Genomic DNA, 26979 nt, shown 5'->3' with positions numbered 1-26979 from the left:
AGGGGAAGTCATGAGAACTGTGGGAACAAGCCGCCGCTCCGCATTTCCGATCACGCTGATCGCCATCCTTCTTTCTGCGCTCTTCTGCATCGGAGCCGGGGGCCGTGCCCACGCCCAGGGCGCTCCGGCGGGAGACAACATCGCCGGGAAACCGGTTCCCGCATATGTGGATGGGGAACTGTTGGTGAAATTCAGGGCGGATGCCTCCGACGATCACCGCAGGAAACTGCACGCGCGGCAAGGGGCCACGCTTCTCCAGGAATTTCCGTCCCAACGCCTTCACCATGTGAGAAGCCGAAAGGGACAGACGGTCGACGACGCGATCCGAGCGTACGAGGCGGATCCCTCCGTCGAATCCGCCCAGCCGAACTACATATACAAGGCCAACGCCATTCCCAACGACACCTACATCTACCAGCAGTGGGGAATGTCCACGATTCACGCTCCCGAGGCATGGGACTACTCGACGGGCTCCGACAACGTTGTAATCGCGGTCATCGATTCGGGCGTCGACTACAACCATCCGGACCTGGCGGCCAACATCCTGCGGAATCCCGACGGCAGTGTCGTCGGATACAACTCCGTCAACATGTACGACAGCGGAAATCCGATGGACGACTACGGCCACGGCACCCACGTGGCCGGGATCATCGGGGCGGCCGGGAACAACGGCAAAGGCGTCGCCGGCGTCGCGTGGAACGTCAAGATCCTGCCTGTCAAGTTTCTCGACAGCGCGGGGAACGGGACGTCCGCCAGGGCCATCAATTGCGTCAATTACGTCACGAACATGAAGGCTGCCGGGGTGAACATCGTCGCGGTCAACGCGAGCTGGGGCGGGGACAGCAACGATTCTGCCCTCCTGTTCGCGATCACGCAGCTTGGGGACACCCTCTTCATCGCGGGCGCCGGCAACAACTATTATTCCAGCCGCTGGGCGCAATACCCGGCCGCATTCGACCTCCCGAACATCATCGGGGTACCTGCGACCAATGCCACCGACACGATCTTCGTCTATTCCGACTATTGGTCCGGCGGGAAAACGGGTGCCTACAACACCCAGGTGGCTGCTCCAGGCGAAGATATCCTCAGTACTCTGCCTGGCGGGAGCTACGGTTACGATTCGGGTACTTCGATGGCAGCCCCCCACGTCGCCGGGCTGGCCGCCTTGCTGAAGGCCCAGGACTCATCCCGGGACGGCTACCGGATTCGCAACCTCATCCTGGCGGGCGCCGACTCCGTTCCGGCGCTGACCGACAAACTCAGGGACGGGCTGCGCATCAACGCCCTCGGCTCGCTTACCTGCAACGACCGGCGCTACTTCGCAGTCAAGAGCGCTCCCTTCAGATGGGGCAGCGGTAGTTATATCATTTCCTACACATTGTCCGTCATCAGCGTGAACTGCGGCGAACCCGCCGGGCCGGTCACTGTCACGACGCCCGAGGGTTCCACGTTCGAACTGACCGACGTCGGCGGCGGGGTCTTCGCCGCCACTTGGGACAACAACATGACGGCCCCGCCCGGAAGATTCTATTTCTCTTCGCCGGCCGGCTCCGGGGTGGCCCGCTATCCCGCATTGGCTATCGCCACGTCGGGGCTTTCGCCCGCATCCCTGCACCAGTCCTATGCGGACCAGCTTGCAGCCGTAAACGGCCCCGGTCCCTACGCCTGGTCGATCGTCGGCGGTGCGCTTCCCCCCGGCCTTTCGCTTGACGGCCAGACGGGGCTCGTCACCGGGTTCCCGACCGTAGCCGGAACGTACACCGTCACGGTTCAGGTCGTCGACGGCGAAAGCTCGAAGACGTCGAAAAACGTCAGCCTGTTGGTGGCGGACCGGTCCTACGTCCGGGAATGGGCTCGTTCCTATTCCGAGTTGACGCCGGGTGTGGCGCCCGATGTCGCCATCGGCGCCACCGACATCGCCGTCGATGCGTCCGGGAACAGCTATGCGGCGGGTTTCGCCAACCACATCACCAAAGACGATAATGGCAACCCGTATGTCTACGCCCAGGACTTCCGCCTGATCAAGACCGGCCCTTCCGGAGCTCCCGGCTGGGCGGTTTCCATGGCCGATCCGGCCAACGCGGTGGCCGTCGACGGGGCAGGATCCGTCTACGTGGCAGGCTCCGTCGCCAACGTCGCGGGAAACAGCGACCTCCGGCTCTCGAAATATTCCCCCGACAACGGTGCGCTCGTCTGGAACGCCATTCCGGTCGATTATCAGGGCGGCAACGATGTTTTCCGTTCCGTCGCGGTGGACGGCTCGGGAAACGTTTACGCCACCGGCCACGGACAGACGGCGGCGGGACAGGATCTGCTGCTGTTCAAGTTCGACGCCACCGGCCGCGAGTTGTGGCGACGCACTTACACGGGCACGGGAGTCGAGACCGGCGTCCGTGTCGTCGCTACCGCGAGCGGCCACGTCTATCTCGTCAGCCCCAGTCTGGAAGGCCGATACCTGGTTTTCAAGTACGACGGCGCCGGCAATCTCGTATGGCAGGCGCTTCTTGGATCGGGAAGCACCGCCGGTGCGGGCACGGGTCCCTCCGGCCTGACGGTGGATGCCGCCGGAAATCTCTACGTCACCGGCTACCAGACGTCGGCCGGCAACGGGTGGCTTGAGACCGTCAAGTTCGATGCCAATGGAAATGCGGCCTGGACGCAGACTTCGAACTCGGATACCTACGCCACGGTCGCGGCCGCACCCGGCGGAGGAGTGATCATTTCCGGCGACAGGATCGGTCCCGCTCCGAACTACACGTCCGGCCTGTATCCCCTGACCGAGTACGATGCCGACGGCAACCGGATCTGGCAGGGAAAATTCGGCGACGGCGCGGTGGGAAGCGTGCACCCGATCGCCACGCTCGGAAACCGGATCTACGCGACCGGCGAGACCGTCAACGGATACGACCTGCTGTCGACCGGGTTCCTGCTCCACGTTTCCGTCGACAACGTCGTTCCTGTCGACGGATTCGCGACGCTTCCCTACCGGCAGCAGTTGACGGCCACTGGCGGGACGCTCCCGCAGACATGGTCCGTCATCGACGGCGCCCTCCCCCCGGGCCTCGCCTTGAACGCCTCCACGGGGGCGATCACGGGAGTTCCGTCCGCTACGGGCGTTTACTCTTTCACCCCCATGGTGACCGACAACACCGGCTGGATGGCATACCGGCCGGCAATTTCGCTCTCCGTCTATAACCCGCTGGACGTCCTGCCTTACACCGTCCCGCCGGCGATGGCGGGCGTTCCGTACCGCATTCCCCTGGTGAATCGGGGCGGGTCGGGCCCCTTCGCATGGTCCATCACGGACGGCGTCCTTCCCGCAGGCCTTTCCCTCAACCCGGCCACGGGAGAGATTTCGGGAACGCCGGCCACGGCCGGCACCTCCTCCTTCACGGTGGGAATCCGCGATTCCGGTTCCCTGACGGGGAGCCGCAGCTACACGTTGAACGTCACCGAGCGGCTCACGATCGCGCAGACGCTGCCATTGCCCACCTGGACGATGGTCAACTCGCCCTTCGCGGCCGAGGCGCTCGCGAGCGGCGGGACGCCCCCCTACGCCTGGTCGCTCTCCACCGGCGCGCTTCCCCCGGGGATCATCTTGAATTCCAACGGCGCCACTGGATACGTCAACGGCGCGGCGGCCGCTTCCGGCCAGTACATGTTCACCCTCCAGGCGACCGATGCGAACGGGTTCACGGCGCCGCTTCCGGGTTCGGTCACGGTCTACGACATCCTCCGGATCTCCTCCCCCCCCGTTCTTCCCGCCGGCATGCCCGGCGGGTCGTACAACACGACGATTTCCCCGTCGGGAGGGTTGCCGCCCTACGGCTGGACGCTGGCGTCCGGAACGCTCCCGGCCGGGCTGACCTTCGCCAACGGCGTCGTATCGGGCCTCCCCGAGGCGACCGGATCCTCCAGCTTCACGGTCCAGGTCACCGATTCGTTGGGCAACGTCGCGACGACGGCTTTCTCCCTTTCGATCGTTCCGGTCACCGCAGACCAGGGACCAGTGATCGAAACCCCGGACTCTGTCATCAAGAATCCGCGCGGCATGGTGCTGGACGCCGCGGGAAACCTATACGTGACCGGGGCATACGACGATAGCTACACGGCTTTCGGGCTGGTCAAGTACGATCCGGCCGGCAACCTGCTCTGGCAGAAAACGCTCAGTATCGGCAACTACTTTTCCAGCTCGGCGATCACTCTCGACGAAAGCGGCGCCATCATCGTCGGCGGGATGTCCCAGCAGCCGGGCAACGGAATCACGACCGCCAAGTTCGATGCCGACGGGAACCTGATTTGGTCCCGCTATTCTGTTGCGCTGAACGGCTCGGTGAGCTCCGTGGCCGCCGGTCCCGGAGGCGTCGTCGCCACCACCGGGACGAACTGGAACGGGTCGGGCACCGACGTCCTGACGGTCCGGTATGACGCTTCAGGCAATTCCCTCGGGGTCCTGAAGTACAACGGTGGCGGGGGCGGAGGCAACTCCCCTTATGTTTCCTTCGACGCTTTCGGCAACCTGTATTCGGCCTCCTACCAGTCGGCCAGCCGCAGCTTGACCACGGTCAAGTACGATCCTTCGGGCGGCCAGAGCTGGCTGCAGAACTACAAATACGGGGGGGGGGCCGTCATCCCCGCAGTCATCGCGGCAGACGCCGCCGGGAACGTCATCGTTTCGGGCTACCCGGGTACCGCATTTGCTTTTACCACCGTAAAATATGACTCCGCGGGCACGCTGCTGTGGGCCGACAACTTCCAGGCGCCCGGCCCCCCCGGCGCCATTGCGACGGACGCCGCCGGAAACGTCTTCGTCACCGGGTATGCGCAGTACGACACCCAGGACATGGTGACGGCTGCCTACGACGCGGCCGGCAACCGGCTCTGGAGCGCGGCGTTCGACGCCGGGTCGGGACGGAACGAATTCGGCCGGGCGATCCGGGCGATGGCGAACGGCGCCATCACGGTGGCCGGCTCCTCGACCCGGAGCGGGGCGCAGACGCAATATTTCACGTTGTCCTACAGCTCCCACGTCGTCGTATCCACGACATCGCTTCCCGACGGCGCGGCCGGACAGTCGTATACAGCGACGCTGGCCGCGACCGGGGGGGGGGCGCCGTACGCCTGGTCGCTTGCCTCCGGCAGCCTCCCGGCCGGCATTTCGCTCGACCCCGTGTCCGGCATCCTTTCCGGCGTGCCGCTCCAGGCGGGCGGTTTCGCGATCACCGTCAAGGTGACCGACGCTCGTTCCGCGACCCACCAGCGGGCGCTCTCGCTGACCATCGCGCCTCCGCCGCCCGTGACGCTCTCCGTCTCCGCGAATCCGGCCGGCCCGACCATGGCGGGCGCGAGGATCGACTTTGCGGCGTCGGGCACGGGAGGGATTGCGCCGCTCGAGTATCGCTTCCGCATCCGGAACGGATCCGGCGTGGAAGTGGCGTCCCGAAGCTACGGGACGGACAACGCTTACACGTGGGACAGCGCGGGGCTGGTCCCGGGGAACTTCACCGTTGAGGTCAGCGTGCGCAGCGCCGGCAGCGCGCTCGACAACGAATCGTCAACGACGTTGTCCTGCCCGCTCCGGACGCCGGTATCCGGAGGGTACGACTTCTCGTTCGCCATCCAGCAGGACGGCTCCCTGTGGGGATGGGGATACAACGGGGTCGGCACGCTCGGCGACGGGACCACCTTGGATCAGCTCGTGCCGGAACGGATCGGTCCCGACTTCGACTGGTCGATCGTGGAGGCCGGCATGCAGCACACGCTGGCGATCCGGAATGACGGCACCCTCTGGGCGTGGGGCAAGAACGCCAACGGCCAGCTGGGAGACGGGACGCTCACCAACCGGAACGCGCCCGTCCTCGTGAGCGCAGAGCCGGTCTGGGCTTCCGTCGCCGCGGGCTACGCCCACTCCGTCGCAGTGCGGAAGGACGGCACCCTCTGGAGCTGGGGTGCGAACGCGAACGGCCAGCTGGGCGACGGGTCACGAGCGGACCATCCCCTCCCGGTCCGGGTCGGGACGGATTCAGACTGGGCCGCCGTCGCGACCGGGGAATCGCATACGCTGGCGATCAAGACGGACGGCTCCCTGTGGGGCTGGGGATACAACGTCGTCGGGCAATTGGGCGACGGGACGCAGACGCTTCGGACCTCCCCGGTCCGGATCGGCACGGATTCAGACTGGGTGACCATCACTGCGATCGAGAGCCACACGTTCGGCATCCGGGCTAACGGGACGCTCTGGGCCTGGGGCTCGAACGGATACGGTGACCTTGGAACCGGTGCGACGACGCCCAGCTACCCAACCCCAACCCGGATCGGTACCGATAACGACTGGCTTTCCATTTCGCCCGGCTACGTTCACACGCTGGCGCTCAAGAAAGACGGCTCCCTTTGGGCCTGGGGCTTCAACGGCGACGGCGAGCTGGGCGACGGAACCTTTTTCTACAAGACCGCGCTCACGAAGATCGGCACGGATACCGACTGGGCGTACATTTCCGCCGGGAACTGGTTCTCTCTCGGCGTCAAGCGGGACGGCTCCCTCTATTCCTGGGGATTCAACGCATTCGGGGAACTGGGCGACGGAACGAAGATCAACCGGACGCTCCCGACCCGGATCGGCTCGGTCGGAGGCGCCGGCGTTCCCGTGACCTCGGTCACGCTGTCGGCTGCTCCGGCAGGCACTCACGTGTCGGGAACGGCCGTCACCTTCTCGGCGGTCGCCACCGGCGGTGCGGCGCCGCTCGATTACGGCTTCGCGGTCCGGGACGGTGCCGGCACCGTGGTTGCGGTCCAGCCGTTCGGAACCGCAGCATCCTTCGTCTGGAACTCGACGGGCATGCCCGCCGGCACCTATACGGCAGAGGTGCGTGCCAAGAGCGGCATGTCCAGCCTCGACAACGGGGTGACGAACACGACGACGTACACGCTGCAGGCGCCGATCTCGGGCATCGTGCTGTCGCCGTCCGTTCCGAGCCCGCAGCAGGCGGGAACGTCCGTCACCTTCACGGCTACCGCCTCCGGCGGAATCTCCCCGTACCAGTACCGTTTCATCATCCGGGACAGCACAGGCATCATCTATGTTTCAACCAGCTACTCCGCCTCGAACAGCTATGTCTGGACCAACGGGATGCAGGTCGGCGGCTATACCGTCGAAGTCCGCGCCCGCAGCAACGGGTCCGTCCTGGACAACGAGGCGAGCATCACGACGGGCTACCAGATGGCACCGCCGCCGGTCACGGGTGTAACGATCTCGGCGTCTCCGGCCGGTCCGCAGGTCGCCGGCACTCCGGTGACGTTCACCGCCGTCGCGATCGGCGGCGTGGCGCCGTATCAATACCGCTTCCGCGTAAGAAACAGCACAGGCGCGCAGGTCGCTTTTGCGGACTACCCCGGCGGCGATACCTTCGTCTGGGCCACGACGGGGCTTCCGGCGGGAACGTACACGGCAGAAGTGTCCGCGCGCAGCAACGGTTCCGTCCAGGACAACGAGGCCGTGAAAACCGCCTCGTACGCTCTGAATGCGTCCGTCGGGGCGCTTTCGCTGTCGGCGTCTCCTGTCGGTTCGGGGGCGCCCGGGGCGACGGTGACGTTCACAGCGGCGGCTTCCGGGGGGATCTCGCCGTATCAGTACCGATTCAAGGTGACCAATGGCGCCGGCACGGTCGTCGCGACCCGCAGCTACTCCGCGACCGCCACCTTCGCCTGGAGCACCACCGGCCAGCCGTCGGGTCCGTACACGGCCGAGGTCTGCGCGAAAAGCAATGGATCAATCCTGGACAACGAAGCCGTGCAGACGCTCTCCTATGCGCTGGCGGCGCCGGTGACCGGAGTGACGATCACGGCAACTCCGGCCAGCTCCCAGTATGCGGGGACGATCGTCACCTTCACCGGGACAGCCTCCGGGGGCGTCACGCCCTGTCAGTACCGTTTCAAGGTGAAGAACAGCGGCGGCACACTGATCGCCACCCAGGCATACGGGTCGGCGAACACGTTCGCGTGGACCACGACCGGCGTCGCGGCCGGAACGTACACGGCCGAAGTGTGCGCGAGGAGCAACGGTTCCGCGCTCGACAACGAGGCGGTCCGGACGATGTCCTACACGATCAAGGCTGCGGTGAGTTCCGTGACGCTGACGGCCTCTCCGTCCAGTCCGCAGATCGCGGGCGCGACGGTGACGTTCACCGGGGCCGCCGCGGGGGGCACTTCGCCGTACCAGTACCGGTTCCGCATCCGGAACAGCGGGGGAACGGTCGTGGCGAACGGAAGCTACGGTTCCACCGCCACGTACGCGTGGGCCACGACCGGCCTGCCTGCCGGGATCTACACGGCCGAGGTATGCGCGCGAAGCAGAGGTTCCCTGGCCGACAACGAGGCGGTCAGGACGCTCCCGTACACGCTCAACGCCGGGGTGAGTTCGGTCTCGCTGTCGGCGTCTCCGGCCTCTCCGCAGATCGTCGGGACGACGGTGACGTTCACCGGGGCCGCGACGGGCGGCACTTCCCCGTACCAGTACCGGTTCCGCATCCGCAACAGCGGGGGGACGATCGTATCCTCCGCCAACTACGGCACTTCCGCCACGTTCGCCTGGAGCACGTCCTCCCTGGCGGCTGGAAGCTATACGGCCGAAGTGTGCGCGAGGAGCAACGGTTCCGCCCTCGACAACGAGGCGGTCGCGACCGCCCCGTATACGCTGACCGGGAAGGTGAGCTCGGTTTCGCTGGCCGCCAGCCCGGCCGGCTCGCAGGCGCCGGGAACCCTGGTCACTTATACCGCCACCGCCATCGGCGGGACCGGGCCGATCCAGTACCGGTTCCGTATCAAGAACAGCGGGGGCACGGTGCTCTCCACCCAGGCTTACGGGAGCGCCAACACGTATCCGTGGGCCACTTCCGGCCTCTCCTCCGGAACGTACACGGCGGAGGTCAGCGCAAGGAGCAACGGGTCCGCTCTGGATAACGAGGCGGTGGGCACGATGTCGTACGTGCTGGTCGTGCCGGTGAGTTCGGTGACGCTCACGGCGTCCCCGTCCAGTCCGCAGAACAAGGGCACGAAGATCACCTTCACCGCGACTGCGACGGGAGGGGTGTCGCCGTACCAGTACCAGTTCACGATCAAGAACAGCAAGGGCACGGTCGTGGCGACCCGGAGCTATTCCACGACGAACACGTATTCGTGGACGACGTCATCGCTTTCCGCCGGGACCTACACGGTCGAGGCGGATGCCCGCAGCGCCGGTTCGACGTCGCCGGTGGAGGCGCTGAAGACGATGTCCTTCACGCTGAAATAGCCATCGGCGCGGACGGCAACATCGGCCGCGCCCGCTGCGGCGCTCGCGTGCCCGCCATTGCGATCCTCGCGAAGCTGATCTCGTTCACGCCTGTCCACGGTTCTTTTGCCGGTCCGCTCCTCGTCGACGATTTCGCGGCGGGGTTGCGGCCCGGCTGGACCGAATAGGTTTTCAAGGGGAGCACCCGCTACACATCGGTGCGGGAAGACGGGCGCCCGGCGCTCAAGACCGAGAGCCGGGGCGCCGCCTCCGGCCTCTATTTCCCTATCTCGTTCGACCCGAAGAGCTACCCGCGCATCGCCTGGTCTTGGAAGGTCGCCCGCTCGCTCGCACCCGGCGACGAGCGGACGAAGGGGGGCGACGACTATGCCGCCCGGGTCTACGTCATCTTCCCGTCGAAGCTGTTCTGGCGAACGCGCGCCATCAATTATGTATGGGCAGGCCGGCAACCGGCGGGTGCCGTCTGGCCCAACGCATTCACCTCCAACGCAATGATGTTCGCGGTCGAGAGCGGCGACGCGAGGGCAGGGCGGTGGGTCGACGAGATGCGCGACTTGCGCTCCGACTATATCCAGGCCTTCGGCATTGAAACATGTCCCAGCATTAATGCCCGAAAGTCACTGCTGTCCAAGATAACCTGAGGTCAGCGAATCCCCCCGCGTAAAACAAGGGGTTTTGGACGGAGAATGGCCGATACCGAGTTCAGGTTTACAGCGTTTCGTCCGATGCTGTCCAAATCTGCGCCCCAACAACACCAGTTGCTCCTCGCGGCGGGGTTTCGAACGGATCGTCCAGCCAGGCCCACAAAACCCTGTAGGTGAACAGGTTATACCGAAGCAACGCCACGAGATTGGAGAGCGACCAGGCGATCCGCGACCGGAACTGCAGGTACTTCAGCAGCAGGATCGCGATCAATGCTGTCCAAATCTGGATCTTGAGAGCGTTCGCGCTTGTCCCCACGAACGTCTTGACCTTCAGGTTCTGCTTGATCGTCTTGAAGAAGATCTCGATCTGCCATCGATCCTTGCAGATCGCGGCGATCGTCACCGAGGCGAGTTTCATATTGTTGGGAAGCAAGGCGATCGTCCGCTTGTTTTCGGCATCCCACACCTTGACCCGGCGCAGCCGGTGGGGGCACTTCTTTTGAGCGGCGGCGCCATCCAGTTCGATGGTCTGGTCTTCAAGGACGGGTCCGCGCTCCTGAACGGCGTGCTCTTCGACGACGTGGTAGAGAGCGTTGTCTTTCAGGCGGGTCACGAAGAAAACGCCTTGCTCGGTCCACTTCGCGAAGAGGCCGTAGTCGTTGTATCCGCGGTCCATGGCGACGATGGACCCTGCCGGGAGCGACAGGTCGTTGGCCATGTTGACTTCGTGAACGTTGCCTTCCGTAATGTGGGCGAAGACCGGCAGGTACCCTTCGTGGTCCAGGAGCAGGTGCAACTTTACCGCTCCCTTGGTCTTCCGGTGCCGCGGGTCATGGTGTTGCCACGCGTCTCGGTGATTTCCGCTGTGCTGATTTCCGCTTGACACATCGCACCCGGCGAATGAGAATGATGAAGTAACCCCAGTATTGCGGTCCTGCCGGAGTCTTTCCAAATCCATCTTTAACAAACCGGTTCGGTGTAAGACCCAATCCATTCCATAGGAATCATTTTGCTCGGGAGAAGCTGCATGAATCTGAAAGACCTGAAAGCCATGCGTATCGGCGACCTGACCGACCTCGCCAAGAACCTCAACGTCGATAACGCGGCCGGCTTGAAGAAGCAGGAGCTGATCTTCGCCATCCTGCAGGCGCAGACCGACCACGAGGTCGTCGTTTCCGGCGAGGGAGTCCTCGAGGTGCTGCCCGACGGGTACGGCTTCCTTCGCTCCCCCGACTCCAACTATCTCCCGGGTCCCGACGACATCTATGTCTCCCCCTCGCAGATCCGCCGCTTCGCGCTGCGCACCGGCGACACGATCAGCGGGCAGATTCGGGCGCCCAAGGGCGAGGAGCGCTACTTCGCGCTGCTCAAGGTCGAGAAGATCAACTTCGAGGAGCCCGAGGTCAGCAAGGACAAGATCCTCTTCGACAACCTGACGCCGCTCTACCCGCAGGAACGGTTCATGCTCGAGCACGCCTCCGACAACTACGCGACCCGCGTCATCGACCTCGCGTCGCCGATCGGGAAAGGGCAGCGGGCGCTCATCACCTCGCCGCCCCGCGCGGGCAAGACCGTGATCATGCAGAACATCGCCAACGCGCTGGCCAAGAACCACCCCGAGGTGGTGCTCATCGTCCTGCTCATCGACGAGCGTCCCGAGGAAGTGACCGACATGCAGCGCTCCGTCACCGGCGAGGTCATCTCCTCGACCTTCGACGAGCCCGCGCAGCGCCACGTCCAGGTCGCCGAGATGGTGCTCGAGAAGGCCAAGCGGCTGGTCGAGCACAAGAAGGACGTCGTCATCCTGCTCGACTCCATCACGCGCCTCGCGCGCGCCTACAACGCGGTCGTTCCCCCGTCCGGCAAGGTGCTCTCGGGCGGCGTCGACGCCAACGCCCTCCAGAAGCCCAAGCGTTTCTTCGGCGCGGCGCGCAACATCGAAGAAGGCGGTTCGCTCACGATCATCGCGACGGCGCTCATCGAGACCGGCAGCCGGATGGACGAGGTCATCTTCGAGGAGTTCAAGGGCACCGGCAACATGGAGCTCGTCCTCGACCGCAAGATCTCCGAGAAGCGCATCTTCCCCGCCATCGACATCAACAAGTCGGGCACGCGCAAGGAAGAGCTGCTGCTCGACAAGAGCGTCCTCCAGCGCGTCTGGGTGCTGCGCAAGTTCCTGTCGCCGCTCTCGCCCGCCGAAAGCATGGAATTCCTGCTCGACAAGATCGCCAAGACCAAGACCAACAAGGACTTTCTCGAGTCCATGAACGCGTAACCATCAGGAAGAGGAGAGAAACGAGTCATGAAGGAAGGCATCCACCCCAAGTACATCCCCGCCGTCGTCAAGTGCGTCTGCGGGAACAGCTTCGAAAGCACCTCGGTGAACGACGAGATCAAGGTCGCCATCTGCTCGCAGTGCCACCCGTTCTTCACCGGCAAGCAGAAGCTGATCGACACCGCCGGCCGCATCGAGAAGTTCCAGAAGAAGTACGGAAAGGGCTGATCCCGTATCCGCCGACGCAGTAGGGAACTGGTGAGAAATGCGGGCTAGCGTCGTCCTGCTTCGTTGCACGCCGGAACCCGAGCGGCTGGTCGCACTCGCGGCCCGTTTGTGCTATTCCCCCGCGTCCATAGCCGAGCTGGGCGAACAGATCTCGGCCAAAGACATCCGTACGTTCGTCCGGCGCGTCCTGTCCATGGGGCACGCGTCGGTTCTCGAACACGTCGTCCTCACCTTCGGCATCGAGGGAATCTCCCGCGCGGCGTCGCACCAGCTCGTGCGGCACCGGATCGCCTCCTATTCCCAGCAGAGCCAGCGGTACGTCTCGGCCGACTTCGGGTACGTCACGCCCGAGACCATCGGGGAATCGGACGACGGCAAAAAGAGAAAGGGCGCTGCCGGGCTCGCGGCCTTATTCCACGAGCACATGGAGCGGAGCGCCGCGCTCTATGCGACGCTGGTCGAGGGCGGAATCCCGGCCGAGGACGCCCGCTTTGTCCTGCCCAACGCCTCCGAAACGAAAATCATCGTCACGATGAACGCCCGCGAGCTGCACCACTTCTTCGCCCTCCGGCTGTGCCGCCGGGCCCAGTGGGAGATCCGGGAGGCGGCCATGCGGATGTTCGAGCTCGCGGTCGCCCAGGCGCCGCTGCTGTTCGAGAACGCGGGGCCGGGATGCGTGCGGGGCAAATGTCCCGAAGGCGAGTTTGCCTGCAAGCAGGCGGTCGAGGTCCGAAAACAGTTCAAATCGATGCGCGCACCGAAGGAAGGATAAGGATCAAATGCCTGCCGAAACGAAAGAGCTGGTGCTGGGCGGCCAGGCCGTCATCGAAGGCGTCATGATGAAGGGGCCGAAGATGTTCTCGGTCGCCGTGCGCCGGGCGAGCGGCGAGATCCGTATCCGCGATTTCGATATCGTCGACGGGAGCGCGCTGCGCGTGCGCTTGTCGAAGATGCCGCTGGTGCGCGGCGTCGTGACGATGGCCGCGATGCTGGTCATCGGCTACAAGGCGCTCCAGTTCTCGGCCGACGAGGCCATCGAGGACGCCGAGGCGGCCGAGGCGGCCGAGGCGGCGGAAAAGGGGATCGCGGCGCCCGCGCCGGGCCCGAAAAAGAAAGACGCGGGAGACAAGTGGGCCATGGCGGGCGCCATGGGCCTCGCGCTGGCCATGGGCATCGGGCTCTTCTTCCTGTTGCCCCACTTCCTCACCGTGCTGATGCAGCGGACGTGGCCGACGCTTTCCGGGTCGCTCGCGTTCAACCTGATCGACGGTCTCCTCCGCGTGCTCGTCTTCGTCGGCTACGTCGGGGGCATCTCGTTCATGAAGGACATCCGGCGCATATTCCAGTACCACGGCGCCGAGCACAAGGTCGTCAACGCTTACGAGCACAAGGCCGAGCTGACGCCCGAGGCGGTGCGCGCCTACTCGGTGCTGCACCCGCGCTGCGGCACGAGCTTCCTCCTGTTCGTCATGCTGATCGGGATCGTGGTCTTTTCGTTCATCCCCTACGACAGCCCGCAGGTGGTCAAGGTGGCGATGAAACTGGCCCTGCTGCCGGTCGTCGCCGGCATCTCTTACGAGGTGCTGCGGCTCACGGCGCGCAACCTCGACTCTCCGATGTTCAAGGCGCTGGTCGCCCCCGGCCTGGTGCTCCAGCGGCTGACCACGCGCGAGCCCGACCTTTCCCAGATCGAGGTGGCGCTCGCGTCCTTTGTCCGCGTGCTGCCGCGGCCGGAAGCCGATGAAAAGGAGATGTCCCTTGTGGAGCAAGCTTGAATCGCTCCGTGCGCGGCTGCCCGAGCTCGAGCTGCAGCAATCCGACCCTGCGGTGCTCGGCAACCACCGCGAGCTGCAGCGCGTCGGCCGCGAGCTGTCCGAACTGCGGCCGGTGATCGCAGCCTACGACGATTACCTCAAGGCCCAGAAGGAGCTCGAAGAGAACAAGGAACTTTTCAACGCCGAGAAGGATCCCGAGATGCGCACCATGGCGCGCGAGGAAGTGGCGCGCCTGACCGCCGAGCTCGAGCGGATCGAGGCCGAGATCCGCGTCCTGCTGCTGCCGAAGGACCCCAACGACGACAAGAACATCCTCATCGAGATCCGGGCCGGGGCGGGCGGCGAAGAGGCGGCGCTGTTCGCCGCCGAGTTGTTCCGCGCCTACTCGATGTACGCGGGAACGCGCGGCTGGAAGGTCGAGATCCTGTCGCACAACGACACGGGGATCGGCGGCCTGCGGGAAGTCATCGCGATGATCGAGGGGAAGGGCGCCTACAGCCGCCTCAAGTACGAGAGCGGCGTACACCGCGTCCAGCGCGTGCCGGCCACCGAGACGAGCGGGCGCATCCACACTTCCACCATCACCGTCGCGGTCATCCCCGAGGCCGAGGAGGTCGACGTCCAGCTGAATCCGGACGACCTTCGCATCGACGTGTTCCGCTCCTCGGGCCCGGGTGGCCAGAGCGTCAACACGACCGACTCGGCATGCCGCATAACCCACATCCCGAGCGGTCTCGTCGTGCAGTGCCAGGACGAGAAATCGCAGCTCAAGAACAAGAACAAGGCCATGAAGATCCTGCGGTCGCGCCTGCTCGACCAGGAGCAGGCCAAGGCCGCCGCCGAACGCGCCGACATGCGCAAGTCGCAGGTCGGCACGGGCGACCGCAGCGAGCGGATCCGCACCTACAACTTCCCGCAGAACCGGGTCAGCGACCACAGGATCGGGCTGACCGTGCACAACCTGCCCGCGGTCATGGAAGGCGGGCTCGAACCGTTCATCGAGGCGCTCATCGCACAGATGCAGATGGATGCGCTGAAGCAGGGGACCCAGGACTGACGCTCTCGGAAGCGCTCGAGCGCTTTTCCCGCGCGCTGGCCGGGGCGGGGATCGATGCGCCGCACGAGGCCGAGATCCTCGTCGCCGCCGCGGCGAACATTCCCCGGTCGCGTCTGCGCCTCGAAGGCGCGCGGGAAGTCCGCGAGCTCGAGGCGCGGCTCGACGGGTGGCTCGCCCGCCGGATCGCCGGCGAGCCGGTGCAATACATCCTGGGCGCGTGGGAGTTCTACGGCCGCGAGTTCCTCCTCACGCGCGACACGCTCATACCCCGTCCCGAGACCGAGGGGCTCGTCGAACGGTCGATCGCGACGCTCAAGGCCGCCGGCCGCGAGCGCGGGCGCATCCTCGATGTGGGCACGGGCAGCGGGGCGATCGCCGTGACGCTGGCCGCCGAATTGCCCAGCTTGAAGGCGGTCGCGACCGACGTTTCGGCGGGAGCGTTGCGGGTCGCGCACGAGAACGCGCGCCGGCATCGCGTCGCCGACCGGGTGGCGTTCGTCGCCTCCGACGGATTTTGCGCCTTGAAATGCGCGGGCGCTTTTGATCTAGTGGTGTCGAATCCCCCGTACGTTGCCGAAATCGAACGGGAAACGCTTCCGCGCGAGGTCCTCGGCTTCGAGCCGGAACCGGCGCTCTTCTCGGGGGCAGACGGCCTCGACATGCTTCGGCGACTGGTTTCCGAAGGGGGACGCCACCTCCGGCCCGGCGGCGAACTGTGGTGCGAGATCGGGGAGCGGCAGGGCAAGGCGGTGTCCCGGCTCCCGTCGGGCACGCTGCGCTTCCTCGCTGTCCTGAAAGATCTGGCCGGGCGCGACCGCATCGCCGGCTGGCGCAACGACCTGTAAAAGGAGCCACACGCTGGACATCTTCCAGATCCAGGGCGGAACGCCGCTTCACGGCACGGTGCGCGTCTCGGGCGCCAAGAATGCGGCGCTGCCGATCATGGCCGCGGCGCTCCTGGCCGACGGGCCGGTCGACATCTTCGGCATCCCGCGCCTGCGCGACATCAACACCTTCGGCAAGCTGCTCGCCACGATGGGGGCCACCGTCGAATGGCTCCCCCCCGACGCCGACGGCCGCGAGACGCTCCGGATCGACGGCACGACGGTCACCCGCGCCGAGGCGCCTTACGACCTCGTCAAGACGATGCGGGCCTCGGTTCTCGTGCTGGGGCCGCTGCTGGCACGCCACGGCCGCGCCCGCATCTCGATGCCGGGCGGCTGCGCGATCGGGGCCCGCCCCATCGACCAGCACCTCAAGGGACTCGAGGCGCTCGGCGCGATCACCGCGCTCGCCGAAGGGTACATCGAGGCGGCGGTCGGAAGGCTCAAGGGCGCTCCGGTCTGGTTCGACATGTGCACGGTCACCGGCACCGAGAACCTGCTGATGGCGGCCGCGCTCGCCGAGGGGACGACCGTGCTCAAGAACAGCGCGCGCGAGCCCGAGGTGATCGACCTCGTCCGGATGCTCCGGGCGATGGGCGCCGACATCGAGGGGGAAGGCACCGAGGAGATCGTCGTCCGCGGCGTCGAAGCGCTGCACGGCTGCCGCTACGAGGTCATGGCCGACCGGATCGAGGCGGGCACGCTGTTGCTGGCCGGGGCGATCACCGGCGGCGACGTGCTGGCCGAGGGGGCCGACCCCGCCACGATGGACGCCCTGCTCGAGAAGATGGCGCAGAGCGGCGCCGACATCACGGTCGTGCCGGGCGGCATCCGGGTTCGCCGCAGCGGGCCGATCCGATCCGTCAACATCAAGACCGCGCCCTACCCGGGCTTCCCCACCGACATGCAGGCGCAGTTCATGGCCTACATGTGCCTGGGCGACGGCTTCAGCATCATGAGCGAGACGATCTTCGAGAACCGCTTCATGCACGTCGCCGAGCTCCGGCGCATGGGGGCCCAGATCGACGTCTCCGGCAACACTGCGGCGATCAAGGGAGTCTCGAAGCTCTCGGGCGCCCCGCTGATGGCGACCGACCTGCGCGCGTCCGCCTCGCTCGTCCTGGCCGGCCTCGCGGCGGCAGGAAAGACCGAGGTGCTGCGCATCTACCATCTCGACCGCGGCTACGAGAAGCTCGAAGACAAGCTTTCCGCGCTCGGCGCCCGGATTCTCCGGGTCCAAGAATAGTGATCGAAGGAGGATTCCCTTGCGTTGGGTGAAGACGGGCACGACCGCATTCCGCAAGGCCCTGGCGGCCGCGGAGATCCGGGGGGCGACCGACGCCGCGAAGGTGGCGCCCGTCGTGGCCGACGTGATCGCGCGCATCCGCGCCGAGGGCGATGCGGCGCTGGCCGACTTCACGAAGCGGTTCGACCGCTTCGACCCGGGGAAGAAGGGGTTCGCCGTATCGGCGAAAGAGATCGAGGCCGCCTGGAAGCGGACGCCCGCCGACCTGCGTGCGTCGCTCGAGCTGGCCGCCGCCCGCATCGAGGCATTCCACCGGAAGCAGCTCCAGCAGGGATACGAGGTGCGCATGCCCGGCGCGCAGATCGGCCAGCGCGTCTCGCCGGTCGCCCGCGCGGGCGTCTACGTTCCGGGCGGCAAGGCGGCGTACCCGTCGACGCTGCTGATGAATGCGATTCCCGCCCGCGTCGCGGGGGTGCCCGAGGTGATCGCGGCCTGTTCCGCGCCCGGCGGCGAGCTTCCCGACGTCGTGCTGGCGGCCGCCCGGGTCGCGGGCGTCTCGTCGGTCTACCGGATCGGCGGCGCGCAGGCGATCGCCGCGATGGCGTTCGGCACGAAGTCCGTTCCCAGGGTCGACGTGATCGTCGGGCCGGGCAACGCTTACGTCACCGAGGCCAAGCGGCAGGTCTACGGCACGGTCGGCATCGACATGCTGGCGGGTCCGAGCGAGCTCGTGGTGCTGGCCGACGAGACGGCAAGCCCCGTCTACGCGGCGGCCGACCTGCTCTCGCAGGCCGAGCACGACGAGGACGCCTTCGTGGTGCTGGTCACCGATTCCGCCGCGCTGGCGAAGGCGGTCGATGCCGAGGTCGCGCGTCAGGCGCCGAAGCTTCCCCGGAAAGAGATCCTCGCCGCGTCGCTCGACCGCGCGGCCGGCTTCCTCGTGAAGGACGCGGCCGAGGGGATCGACGTCGTCAACCGGCTGGCGCCCGAGCACCTGGCGATCATGACCGCCAGGCCCGCCGAGACGCTGGCCGGCATCCGGAACGCGGGCACGGCATTCCTGGGCAGCTACAGCCCCGTCGCCGTCGGCGACTACATCGCCGGCATCAACCATACGCTGCCCACGGGGGGCGCCGCGCGCTTCTCGTCGCCGCTGGGCGTGGCCGACTTCCTCAAGAGAACCAACGTGGTATCATACGGGATTCGCTCGCTGCAAAAAGATGCACCGCACGTCATCCGGCTCGCCGAGCGCGAAGGCCTGGCCGCGCACGCGCAGGCCGTCCGGGTACGGGTCGAGGAGGAAAACAGGTGACGCCCATGCCGCGGGAAGCCCGCTTCGAACGCAAGACGAAAGAGACCGACATCTCGGTGGCCTTGCGGCTCGACGGCACCGGAGACGGCGAGATCGCCACGACCGTTCCCTTCCTCGACCACATGCTCACGCTGTTCACGCGGCACGGGTTGTTCGGCCTGACGATCAGGGCGACCGGCGACACGGATGTCGACTACCACCATCTGGTCGAGGATGTCGGCATCTGCCTGGGCGAGGCCTTCAAGCGGGCGCTGGGCGACCTGGCGGGCATCGCGCGCTACGGATTCTCGAGCGTCCCCATGATCGAGGCGCTGGCCAACGTGACGGTCGACATCTCTGCTCGGCCGCATCTCGTCTACAACTGTCCGCTCGCGCCCGAGAAAGTCGGGACGTTCGACGTCGAGCTGGTCGAGGAGTTCATGCGTGCCTTCTCCCAGTCGTCGGGCGTTTGCCTCCATGTCAACGTGCCCTACGGTTCCAACGCGCACCACACGGTCGAAGCCGTCTTCAAGGCGCTCGGCCGGGCGATGTCCGACGCGGTCCGGATCGATCCGCGCATCAAAGGCGTGATGTCCACCAAGGGAGTGCTTGCTTGACGCTTCGGCGCGACGCGATCGGGGTCGTCGACTACGGCATGGGCAACCTGCGCAGCGTCGGCAAGGCGCTCGAGTCGGTCGGCTTTCCCGTCGTCGTCACCGGCGATCCTTCCGTGCTCTCCGGCTGCCGCGGCGTCGTGCTGCCGGGCGTCGGCGCGTTCCGCGACTGCATGGACAACCTCCGCCAGGGGGGGCTCCTGCCGTTCCTGGCCGATTACCTCGCGTCCGACCGGCCGTTCCTGGGCATCTGCCTGGGGCTGCAACTTTTGTTCACCGAGAGCGAGGAGTTCGGCCGGCACGAAGGGATCGGTTTCCTGCCGGGGAGGGTCGTGCGCTTTCCCGCCGGCATGACCGAACCGCGCCCGGGCGGCGGCGAGCGCAAGCTCAAGATCCCGCATATGGGCTGGAACCGGATCGACGTGGTCAAGGATCACCCGGTGCTCGACGGCATTCCCTCGGGCAGCTATTTCTATTTCGTGCACTCCTACTACGTGGACCCCGCCGATTCTGCGGTCGTGGCCGCGCGGTCGTCCTACGGGATCCCGTTCACGGCTGCGGTGGCCACGGGCAACCGGCTGGCCGTCCAGTTCCACCCCGAGAAGAGCCAGTCCGCGGGCTTGCGGCTCCTCTCCAATTTCGGGCGACTGTCCCGCGAGGCAGGGTGAAGAAGATGAAGTTCCAGGTTATTCCGGCGATCGATATCCAGGGCGGCAAGGCGGTCCGGCTTCGGCAGGGGCGCGCCGAGGACGTCACCGTGTTCGACGACTCCCCGCTGGCCGTGGCGCGCCGGTTCGCCGAGGCGGGGGCGAGCCTCATCCACGTGGTCGATCTCGACGGCGCCTTCTCGGGCAAGCCCGAAAACATGGAGGCCATCCTGCGCATCGCCACCTCGGTCGACGTCGGGATCGAGGTCGGCGGCGGCATCCGCAATTATGACACCGCCTCGCGCTACCTCGGCGGCGGCGTCTCCCGCATCGTGCTCGGCACCTCGATCATCCGCGATCCCGAAGAGGTGTCGCGCATCACCAAGGCCTATCCCGGCAAGGTGGCGGCGGGCATCGACGCGAAGAACGGCGCGGTGGCCATCCGCGGCTGGGTCGAGGTGACCGGAGTCCAGGCGGTCGACCTCGCGCGCACCATGGAAAAGGGCGGCGTCTCGGCGTTCATCTACACCGATATTTCCCGCGACGGCATGATGTCCGGCCCCAACTTCGACAGCATCCGCGCCTTCGCGAAGGGGTTGTCCACGCCCGTCGTCGCATCGGGCGGCGTGACCACGCTGTCCGACGTCGAGAAACTGGCGGCCATGTCCGACGAAGGCGTGAACGCGGTCATCATCGGCCGGGCGATCTACGACGGCTCGGTCGACCTCGCCTCCGCACTCGAGCTGGAGCTGAGGTGACGCTCGCGCGCCGCATCATCCCCTGCCTCGACGTCGCCGGCGGCCGCGTCGTCAAGGGGGTCAAGTTCCTCGACCTCAAGGACGCGGGCGACCCGGTCGAGGTGGCGCGGCGTTACGACCGCGAGGAAGCCGACGAGCTGGTGTTCCTCGACATTACCGCGTCGCACGAGCAGCGCGACACGATTCTCGACGTCGTCTCCCGCACGGCCGAGCAGGTGTTCATGCCGCTCACGGTCGGCGGCGGCGTCCGCACCGTCGACGATATCCGCGCGCTGCTCAAGGCGGGCGCCGACAAGGTGTCGATCAACACGGCGGCGGTGTTCCGCCCCGAATTCGTGCGCGAGGCGGCCGAGCGGTTCGGCAGCCAGTGCACCGTCGTCGCCATCGACGCCCGCGCGGTTCCGGGTAACCCGGGCAAGTGGGAGGTCTACACCCACGGCGGCCGGAAGGCCACGGGCATCGACGCGGTCGAATGGGCGGCGCGCATGGAAGAATACGGGTCGGGCGAGATCCTCTTGACGAGCATGGACCGCGACGGCACGCGCGACGGCTACGACCTGCCGCTGACGCGGGCGATCTCCGACCGGGTGGGCATCCCGGTCATCGCGTCGGGCGGCGTGGGCAGCCTCGAGCACCTGGCCGACGGCCTGACCGAGGGCGGCGCCGATGCCGTGCTCGCGGCGTCGATCTTCCACTACGGCGAATTTACGGTCGGGCAGGCACGCGATTTCCTGCGGGACCGCGGCATTCCGGTCCGGCCCCGGCCGGTAAAACGGTAGCACAAACGAAGAAGAAAACAGGAGAAGGGGATATGACGGCCGAAGAATTGATTGCCTTGGTGAAGTTCGACGATCGGGGACTGGTGCCCGTGGTGACGCAGGACGTGTCCGACAACGCGGTGCTGATGGTGGCGTGGGCGAACGCCGAGGCGATCCGGAACACCTACAAGACGCAGCACGCCACCTACTGGAGCCGCTCCCGCAAGGAGCTGTGGGAGAAGGGGCTCACCTCGGGTCACTTCCAGGACGTCGACGAGGTGTTGTACGACTGCGACGTCGACACGCTCCTTTACCGGGTTCGCCAGCAGGGCGCCGCGTGCCACACGGGCGAGCGGACCTGCTTTTATCGCAGCGCGTTCAAGCGCGTCGGAGGATGATCATGAGCGACGATTGCCTTTTCTGCAAGATTGCCCAGAAGAAAGTTCCATCGAAGACGGTGCATGAAGACCACGACATCGTGGCGTTCCATGACCTTCATCCCGTCGCGCCGGTCCACGTCCTGATCGTCCCGAAGGAGCACATGGACAACCTCAACGACATGGGCAAGGGGGACGAGCAGCTGCTCGGGAAGGCGCTGCGCGTCGCCGCGAAGCTTGCCGACGACCTGGGCGTGGGCGAGTCCGGCTATCGCATCGTCATCAACAACGGCGAGCAGGGAGGCCAGACCGTCCAGCACCTCCACCTCCACCTGATCGGCGGCCGTCAGCTCGAAGCGAAGATGGGCTGAAAGGCCGTGTCGATGAAGCACAGCGTCTATTTCGAGGGCGGCGTCCAGAGCCTCGGGTTCGAGGATGTCGCGGGCAAGGCCACCGTCGGGGTGATCGACCCGGGGAACTACGCCTTCGGCACCTCCACCGAAGAGGTGATGTCGGTGGTGACGGGCTCGCTCGACTATCGCCTTCCGGGCGCCGACTGGGCGACGGCCGCCGCCGGCCGGTCCTTCACCGTGCCTCCCGGCGTCACCTTCGAGGTCCGGGCCGGGGCCCCCGTCGCCTACCTCTGCAGGTATCGCTGACCGATTGACTTTATCGTTCAACGGCGTACAATAAGGCGTTTTACGGTTGTCAGTTGGTGATGGAAGGGGTGATTTTTATATGCCGGGCGTCCGAGTCAAGGAAGAGGAGCCCTTCGAAAGCGTTCTCAAGCGTTTCAAGAAACAGTGCGAGAAGGCCGGGATCCTGTCGGAGATCCGCAAGCGTGAACATTACGAAAAGCCCAGCGTCAAGCGCAAGAAGAAAGCGCTGGCGGCCAGGAAGCGCGCTTTGAAGAAAATGAAGAAGATGAGCAGGTAGCGCAGATGTCTCTTCACGAACGTTTGCGGCAAGATATGCAGAAGGCGGCCAAGGAGCGCGACTCCTTGGCCCTTTCTGCTTTGCGGATGGCGCTGTCCGAGATCAAGTACCGCGAGATCGAGACGCACGAACCGCTTTCCGACGAATCCGTGATCAAGATGCTCGCCTCCATGGTCAAGCGCCGCCGCGAGTCGATCGAGATGTTCACCAAGGGCAATCGCCCCGACCTGGTCGAAAAGGAAGGCGCCGAGATCCGGGTGCTCGAAGTCTACCTGCCGCAGGGGATTTCCGAGGCCGAAGTCGAGTCGATCGTGCGCGAGACGGTTTCCGCCGAGGGGGCGAAGGGTGCGGCCGACATGGGGCGCGTGATGAAGGCGCTCATGCCGAAGATCGCCGGTCGTGCCGACGGCAAGCTGGTCAACGAGATCGTTCGCCGCGTCCTGGCGGGGTAGTTCCGGGGGGGCGTCCATGGCGTCTCCGGTGACGGCCGTCACCGGAGATTTTTTTGTCTTTCCACGGCCGGCAGCTACCGGGGGGCATTTGGGAGGCCGGATATCCGAAAGTTCGATCCGGGAGATACGGGACAGGGCCGACATCGTCGAGGTGATCTCCGAGACCGTGCCGCTGTCGCGAAGCGGTTCCGGATATCGGGGGCTTTGCCCGTTCCACCGGGAGAAGACGCCATCATTCCACGTTCATCCCTCCAGACAGATCTTCCACTGCTTCGGCTGCGGCGAGGGCGGGTCGGTCTTTCATTTCCTGATGAAGGCGCGCAACCTCGGCTTCCCCGAGGCGGTCGAGGAGCTGGCCGACCGGTACGGCATCACGCTGAAATACGAGCAGGGAAGCGGGGCCCGGCAGCCGGGCGAGGATCTTCACCGGGTGCTCCGGTTCGCGGCCGATTTCTACCGCGACCTCCTGCGCAAGTCGCCGGTCGCTGAGGGGGCGCGGGAGCTCGTTCGAAGGCGCGGCGTGGAAGCCGAAGCCGAACAGGAGTTTTTCCTCGGATACGGCGGGGGCGGGAACGACCTGCTCCGGGCACTGGGCGCCGAGGGGATCGACCTTGCCCAGGCCGAGAAGGCGGGACTCCTCCTGGCGAAGGAGGGGGGCGGATTCCGGGAACGGTTCCGCGGCAGGCTGCTCTTTCCCATCACCGATGCGCGGGGCCGGGTCTGCGGCTTCGGCGGGCGCGCCATGGGCGACGCCCAGCCCAAGTACCTCAATTCGCCCGAGTCGCCGCTCTACAAGAAGAGCGCGGTCCTCTACGGGCTCTTCCAGGCGCTGCGCCCGATCCGGTCCGAAGGGCGGGTGCTGGTGGTCGAGGGATATCTCGACCTCATCTCGCTCTGGCAGAAGGGGGTCCGCAATGTCGTGGCGACGTGCGGCACCGCGCTGACCGAGCAGCACGCCCGGATGCTCAAGCGGCTGGCCGAAGAAGTCGTCCTGTTCTTCGACGGCGATCTTGCCGGCGAGCGGGCCGCGGGCAAGGCGGGCGCGCCGCTTTATGAGGCGGGGATCAGCCCTCTGGTGCTGTTTCCGCCCAAGGGGCAGGATCCCGACGACTGGGCCCGGGCGCTTCCGGCGCCCGACCTGGCGAAAAAGGTCGCCGAAGCGATCCCGCTCCTCCAGCACATCGAGGCGCGGATCGCCTCCCGGTACGACCTGGGCGAGATCCGCGGCAAGCTCGCCTACCTGCGGCGGGTGGGGCCCTACATCGCCTGGGTGGTCGACGAGGCCGAGCGGCGCCTCTACGTCAGGCGGCTGGCTGCGGCGACCGGGCTGCCCGAGGACGACGTGACGGCGCACCTCGATCGGGTCGCCGCGGGGGCGGTACGCCACGAATCGGCGGCGCAGTCCGCGCATCCGATAACCATGGGGGGCGCCCGGGACGAGGCGGGAAAGACCTTGCCGCCCGTCGATCGGTGCGAAGACATGCTGCTCCGCCTGCTGGCAGGCGACCCGGGGCTGATCCGGGAAGTGACGGCCGACGGCCTTCCGGCGCTGGTTTCCGACGAGGATGTCCGGCAGTTGCTGACGATGTTGGCCGGGCGGGCTGAAAGCGCCGAATCGCCCACGCTGAGCGGGCTGCTCGACGACGAGACGGTGCCCGACGCGGTCCGTCGGCGTATCGCGGCGGCGCTTGCCGGAGGGGCGTTGGCGCCCGAAAAGGCGCGCAGCGAATATCCCGAGACCGCGCTGGCGTTACGCATCCGGGAGCGGGAGCGGGAGATCGAACGTCTGGGCGGGGTCATCCGCGAGGCCGAGACGACGGGCGATCGGGTGGCGGCACAGGCTGCATCCGGGGGCCAATTCGCCGCAGGCAAGGAACTCGAATATCTGAAACGGAAACGAATCGATCTGACGAGGTGAGTCGGGATGGTCAGAAGGAAACCGGTTGAGGGGATCGACGAACTGGTCGAGAAGGGTCGCGCCCAGGGCTTCGTCACCTATGACGAGTTGAACAGCGTACTTCCCGCCGACATCCTGTCGGGCGAGCAGATCGACGATGTGATGGAGATCTTCGGCGAGAATGCGATCGAAGTGGTCGACGCCTTCGCGAAGGTCCCGCTTCCGGGTCGCGGGGGCCTGATCGGCGACGCGGAGACGGCCGAGGACGAGGAAGCCGGCGTCGAGGAAGAGGCCGCCGTCGAGGAGGAAGAGGATTACGAGTATCCGGGCGGCATCAAGGGGAACGACCCGGTCCGCCTCTACCTCAAGGAGATGGGGGCGATCCCGCTGCTCAACCGCGAGGGCGAGGTCAACCTGGCACGGCGCATCGAGGACGGAGAACGCGAGATCGTCTCCGCCGTGAAGGATTGCACGCTGGCGCGCAACGACCTGCTCGAGCTGGGCACCCGCCTCAAGGCGGGCGAACTCCACATCAAGGACGTCATCAAAGACCTCGATGAGGAATCCACCGAGGAAGAGGAGCAGGCGGCGCTCGACAAGGTCCTGAAGATCATCGCCCGCATCAAGAAGATGCTTGAGGCGGTCCAGGAGATGGACGACCGACTCCGCAAGGGGAAGCTCCCGGAGAAGGAGCGGCAGGCGCTCAAGGACAAGCGCGAGCAGTCGTCGCGCAAGGTCGAGGACCTCATCCAGGACATCCACCTGAAGGAACGCCAGATCGAGATGCTCGGCGACAAGATCCGGCGCTATGCCGACCTGGTCGAGCGCGCCGAGGGCGTGATCCGGGAATGCTGCGACAAGACGCGCATGAAGGAGGCCGACCTGCTCAAGCGGCTCCACGAGCTGCGGGATGACGGCAAGGAGATGGGCAAGTTCGCCATGAAGCTGCACATCCCGAAGGACCGGCTGATCGGCATGGAAGCCCTCATCAAGGAATCTCGCGCCGGCATCCGCAAGATCGAGAAGGATTCGGGGCTCAAGGCGATCGAGCTCAAGGACACGCTCCGGGCGATCGACGAGGGCGAGGCCAAGGTGCGCGAGGCCAAGCGCGAGCTCGTCGAGGCCAACCTGCGGCTCGTCGTCTCCATCGCCAAGAAATACACCAACCGCGGCCTGCAGTTCCTCGACCTCATCCAGGAAGGCAACATCGGCCTGATGAAGGCGGTCGACAAGTTCGAGTACCGCCGCGGCTACAAGTTCTCGACCTACGCCACCTGGTGGATCCGCCAGGCGATCACCCGGGCCATCGCCGACCAGGCGCGCACGATCCGCATCCCGGTCCACATGATCGAGACGATCAACAAGCTGATCCGTACCTCTCGTTACCTCGTGCAGGAGCTGGGGCGCGAGCCGAGCCCCGAGGAGATCGCCGAGCGGATGGACATCCCGCTCGAGAAGGTGCGCAAGGTGCTCAAGATCGCCAAGGAGCCGATCTCCCTCGAGACGCCGATCGGAGAAGAGGAAGACAGCCACCTGGGCGACTTCATCGAGGACAAGACCACCGCCTCGCCGGTCGACCAGGTCATCAACGTCGACCTCGCCGAGCAGGTCGACAAGGTGCTGCGCAGCCTCACCGAGCGCGAGCAGCGGGTTCTCCGCATGCGCTTCGGGATCGGCGAGAAGACCGACCACACGCTCGAGGAAGTGGGCCAGGACTTCGACGTCACCCGCGAGCGGATCCGGCAGATCGAGGCCAAGGCGCTGCGCAAGCTGCGGCACCCGAGCCGCAGCAAGCGCCTCCGGACCTTTATGGAGTGAGTGCCCATAGCCCTCACGTCCCGATGATGCTAGAAT

Annotated in this window: 21 protein-coding genes and 1 pseudogene; 21 read left to right on the top strand and 1 reads right to left on the bottom strand. The window is 66.2% G+C overall.

Annotated elements, in window-relative coordinates; translation table 11 throughout:
- The first annotated feature begins 10 nt into the window (after positions 1-10).
- A complete protein-coding gene (locus VGK27_00300) occupies positions 11-9286 on the top strand; it encodes a putative Ig domain-containing protein (GenBank protein HEY3488540.1) in 9276 nt (3091 codons plus the stop codon).
- A gap of 185 nt (positions 9287-9471) precedes the next feature.
- A pseudogene (locus VGK27_00295) lies at positions 9472-9927 on the top strand (DUF3047 domain-containing protein).
- A 67-nt stretch (positions 9928-9994) separates the two neighbouring features.
- On the opposite strand, the gene VGK27_00290 reads toward VGK27_00295, so the two are convergent.
- The gene (locus VGK27_00290; GenBank protein HEY3488539.1) at positions 9995-10888 is read right to left on the bottom strand and encodes an IS4 family transposase; all 894 of its coding nucleotides are present in this window, start codon (positions 10886-10888) and stop codon (positions 9995-9997) included.
- A gap of 69 nt (positions 10889-10957) precedes the next feature.
- Here VGK27_00290 and rho point away from each other — a divergent pair, with 69 nt between their 5' ends.
- From rho to rpoD, 19 genes are all read left to right on the top strand, one after another.
- Positions 10958-12205: a transcription termination factor Rho gene (gene rho / locus VGK27_00285; protein HEY3488538.1), complete on the top strand. Its 1248-nt coding sequence runs from the start codon at positions 10958-10960 to the stop codon at positions 12203-12205.
- 27 nt (positions 12206-12232) lie between these two features.
- Positions 12233-12433, top strand: coding sequence for a 50S ribosomal protein L31 (rpmE, locus tag VGK27_00280; GenBank protein HEY3488537.1), 201 nt, complete (start codon positions 12233-12235; stop codon positions 12431-12433).
- A gap of 37 nt (positions 12434-12470) precedes the next feature.
- A complete protein-coding gene (gene thyX, locus VGK27_00275) occupies positions 12471-13205 on the top strand; it encodes an FAD-dependent thymidylate synthase (protein HEY3488536.1) in 735 nt (244 codons plus the stop codon).
- Positions 13206-13212: 7 nt separating this feature from the next.
- A complete protein-coding gene (locus tag VGK27_00270) occupies positions 13213-14208 on the top strand; it encodes a DUF1385 domain-containing protein (protein ID HEY3488535.1) in 996 nt (331 codons plus the stop codon).
- Positions 14192-15265: a peptide chain release factor 1 gene (gene prfA / locus VGK27_00265; GenBank protein ID HEY3488534.1), complete on the top strand. Its 1074-nt coding sequence runs from the start codon at positions 14192-14194 to the stop codon at positions 15263-15265. Before VGK27_00270 ends, prfA begins: the two co-directional genes overlap by 17 nt.
- Positions 15262-16110, top strand: coding sequence for a peptide chain release factor N(5)-glutamine methyltransferase (gene prmC / locus VGK27_00260; protein ID HEY3488533.1), 849 nt, complete (start codon positions 15262-15264; stop codon positions 16108-16110). The genes prfA and prmC overlap by 4 nt, the downstream gene beginning before the upstream one ends.
- Positions 16064-17395: a UDP-N-acetylglucosamine 1-carboxyvinyltransferase gene (murA, locus tag VGK27_00255; GenBank protein ID HEY3488532.1), complete on the top strand. Its 1332-nt coding sequence runs from the start codon at positions 16064-16066 to the stop codon at positions 17393-17395. Before prmC ends, murA begins: the two co-directional genes overlap by 47 nt.
- Before the next feature lie 28 nt (positions 17396-17423).
- The gene (hisD, locus tag VGK27_00250) at positions 17424-18707 is read left to right on the top strand and encodes a histidinol dehydrogenase (protein HEY3488531.1); all 1284 of its coding nucleotides are present in this window, start codon (positions 17424-17426) and stop codon (positions 18705-18707) included.
- 5 nt (positions 18708-18712) lie between these two features.
- Entirely contained in the window at positions 18713-19303 is a 591-nt protein-coding gene (gene hisB, locus VGK27_00245) for an imidazoleglycerol-phosphate dehydratase HisB (protein ID HEY3488530.1), read from the top strand.
- Positions 19300-19968: an imidazole glycerol phosphate synthase subunit HisH gene (gene hisH / locus VGK27_00240; protein HEY3488529.1), complete on the top strand. Its 669-nt coding sequence runs from the start codon at positions 19300-19302 to the stop codon at positions 19966-19968. The genes hisB and hisH overlap by 4 nt, the downstream gene beginning before the upstream one ends.
- Positions 19969-19973: 5 nt before the next feature.
- On the top strand, positions 19974-20705 hold the full coding sequence (hisA, locus tag VGK27_00235) for a 1-(5-phosphoribosyl)-5-[(5-phosphoribosylamino)methylideneamino]imidazole-4-carboxamide isomerase (protein HEY3488528.1): 732 nt from the start codon (positions 19974-19976) through the stop codon (positions 20703-20705).
- Entirely contained in the window at positions 20702-21484 is a 783-nt protein-coding gene (gene hisF / locus VGK27_00230) for an imidazole glycerol phosphate synthase subunit HisF (GenBank protein ID HEY3488527.1), read from the top strand. Before hisA ends, hisF begins: the two co-directional genes overlap by 4 nt.
- Positions 21485-21516: 32 nt before the next feature.
- Positions 21517-21861: a phosphoribosyl-AMP cyclohydrolase gene (gene hisI / locus VGK27_00225; protein ID HEY3488526.1), complete on the top strand. Its 345-nt coding sequence runs from the start codon at positions 21517-21519 to the stop codon at positions 21859-21861.
- Positions 21862-21863: 2 nt separating this feature from the next.
- Entirely contained in the window at positions 21864-22211 is a 348-nt protein-coding gene (locus VGK27_00220; protein HEY3488525.1) for a histidine triad nucleotide-binding protein, read from the top strand.
- 12 nt (positions 22212-22223) lie between these two features.
- On the top strand, positions 22224-22499 hold the full coding sequence (locus VGK27_00215) for a pyrimidine/purine nucleoside phosphorylase (protein ID HEY3488524.1): 276 nt from the start codon (positions 22224-22226) through the stop codon (positions 22497-22499).
- A gap of 79 nt (positions 22500-22578) precedes the next feature.
- Positions 22579-22776, top strand: coding sequence for a 30S ribosomal protein S21 (gene rpsU / locus VGK27_00210; protein ID HEY3488523.1), 198 nt, complete (start codon positions 22579-22581; stop codon positions 22774-22776).
- 5 nt (positions 22777-22781) lie between these two features.
- On the top strand, positions 22782-23228 hold the full coding sequence (locus tag VGK27_00205) for a GatB/YqeY domain-containing protein (protein HEY3488522.1): 447 nt from the start codon (positions 22782-22784) through the stop codon (positions 23226-23228).
- An 88-nt stretch (positions 23229-23316) separates the two neighbouring features.
- A complete protein-coding gene (dnaG, locus tag VGK27_00200; protein ID HEY3488521.1) occupies positions 23317-25146 on the top strand; it encodes a DNA primase in 1830 nt (609 codons plus the stop codon).
- Between the two features lie 6 nt (positions 25147-25152).
- A complete protein-coding gene (gene rpoD, locus VGK27_00195) occupies positions 25153-26943 on the top strand; it encodes an RNA polymerase sigma factor RpoD (GenBank protein ID HEY3488520.1) in 1791 nt (596 codons plus the stop codon).
- Positions 26944-26979 lie beyond the last annotated feature (36 nt).

Source organism: Candidatus Deferrimicrobiaceae bacterium (assembly GCA_036504035.1).
Taxonomy (GTDB): domain Bacteria; phylum Desulfobacterota; class Deferrimicrobia; order Deferrimicrobiales; family Deferrimicrobiaceae; genus JANXPS01.
The sequence above is the reverse complement of the archived record's forward strand: the minus strand, read 5'-3'. Positions and strand labels throughout refer to the sequence as shown.